Source organism: Streptomyces triticagri (assembly GCF_003429565.1).
Taxonomy (GTDB): domain Bacteria; phylum Actinomycetota; class Actinomycetes; order Streptomycetales; family Streptomycetaceae; genus Streptomyces; species Streptomyces triticagri.
In genome coordinates this window covers 1-1,268 of sequence record NZ_QUAK01000139.1, presented here as the reverse complement: position 1 = coordinate 1,268, position 1,268 = coordinate 1, and the positions used below count along the sequence as shown (strand labels likewise).

Sequence of the window (1,268 nt, the reverse complement as noted above, 5' to 3'; positions counted from 1 at the left end):
CGCGTCCGTCGCGGATGCGGTGGCGCGGGCGCTGCGGGCGGCCGGGCGGATCGCCGCGGCGTCGGAGGGCGACGTGGTGCCGCCGGGCGGCACAGGACCGGGCAGCGGGGCGGGGCTGGGAAGAGGCGCGGAATCGGGCAGCGGCGCCGTGCGGGGCAGGAGTGTGGTGTCGGCGGGCGGTGCGGAGTCATCGGATGCGGCGGTCAACGCGGCGGTTTTCGGGGGCGGTTCGGGGGAGCGGGCTCCGGACGGCGGCGCAGTGGCCGACCCGGGTCCGCGCGGGGGCCCGGTGTCGCTCGGGGAGTTCGGGCCCGACCGGGTGGCGCGGGTCGCACGCGACGCGGGGCGCCCGCTGCTAGTACTCCTCGACTGTCCCGAGGAGATGCCGCCCGGCCTGGCCCACCGCCTCGCCGAGTGGAGCGAGGGGACGGCCGAGTGGCTGCGTGCGACCGGCGCGCGGATGATCGTCGCGTGCCGTGCGGCGTACTGGGAGCAGGCCGGGACCCACCTGCCCGCCGATCTGCTGTACGGACGCGATCCGCGGCTGCCCGACTGTGTGCGGCTCGGCGATCTCACCGGCGAACAGGCCGCACGCGCGCGTGCCCGGTACGGCGTGGCGGAGCAGGCGCTCGGTGTCGCCGACGCCGGCCATCCGCTGACCCTGCGCCTCGTCGCGGACCTTCTCGGGGCGCTCCCGGACGGCTTCGCGGGGCGCCCGGCGCGGGACCAGGTCTTCGCCGCCCATCTGGACCTGCTGTGCCTGCGGGTGGCGGTACGGCTCGCGGTCCCGCGCGGGCTGCGCGGGAGGGCCGTCACCCGCCTCGCAGCGAAGGTCGCGGGGCAGGTGCACGAGGCCGCGCGCCGCTGTCTCGGCCCGGGACAGGGGCAGTTGGACCGAGCGGGCTTCGAGACGGTCTTCCCGTGGTCGACGGGACTTGCCTCCGCGGTGCTCACCGAAGGGCTGCTCGTGCCGGCGGGCGACGGATACCGGTTCGCCCACGAGGAGTTCGCCGACTGGATCCAGGGCATGCACCTGGACCTCGACGCCGCCCTCTGGGCGCTGGTGCACCGGGTGGTACGGGACGCGGATGCGGCCCCGGCCACCGGGCGGACGGTGCCCGAGCCGGAGCGGTTCGTGCCCCGCCAGGGGGACGGGCCACAGGGGCGTCGGCACGGCCGTCGGAAGGGTGCCCTGCGCGGGACACGGCGCGCGGCGGGCGTGCGCGCGCAGGAGGCGCAAGCGGGCGTCCCGGCGGCGGGCACGCGCG

Annotated in this window: 2 pseudogenes; one reads left to right on the top strand and one right to left on the bottom strand. The window is 77.8% G+C overall.

Features of this window, described 5'->3' with window-relative positions:
• Positions 1-207 (bottom strand): annotated as a pseudogene (locus tag DY218_RS35390) (2-oxoglutarate dehydrogenase, E2 component, dihydrolipoamide succinyltransferase); the annotation flags it as partial.
• 52 nt (positions 208-259) lie between these two features.
• Here DY218_RS35390 and DY218_RS24305 point away from each other — a divergent pair.
• Positions 260-1,268: pseudogene (locus tag DY218_RS24305) on the top strand (serine protease); the annotation flags it as partial.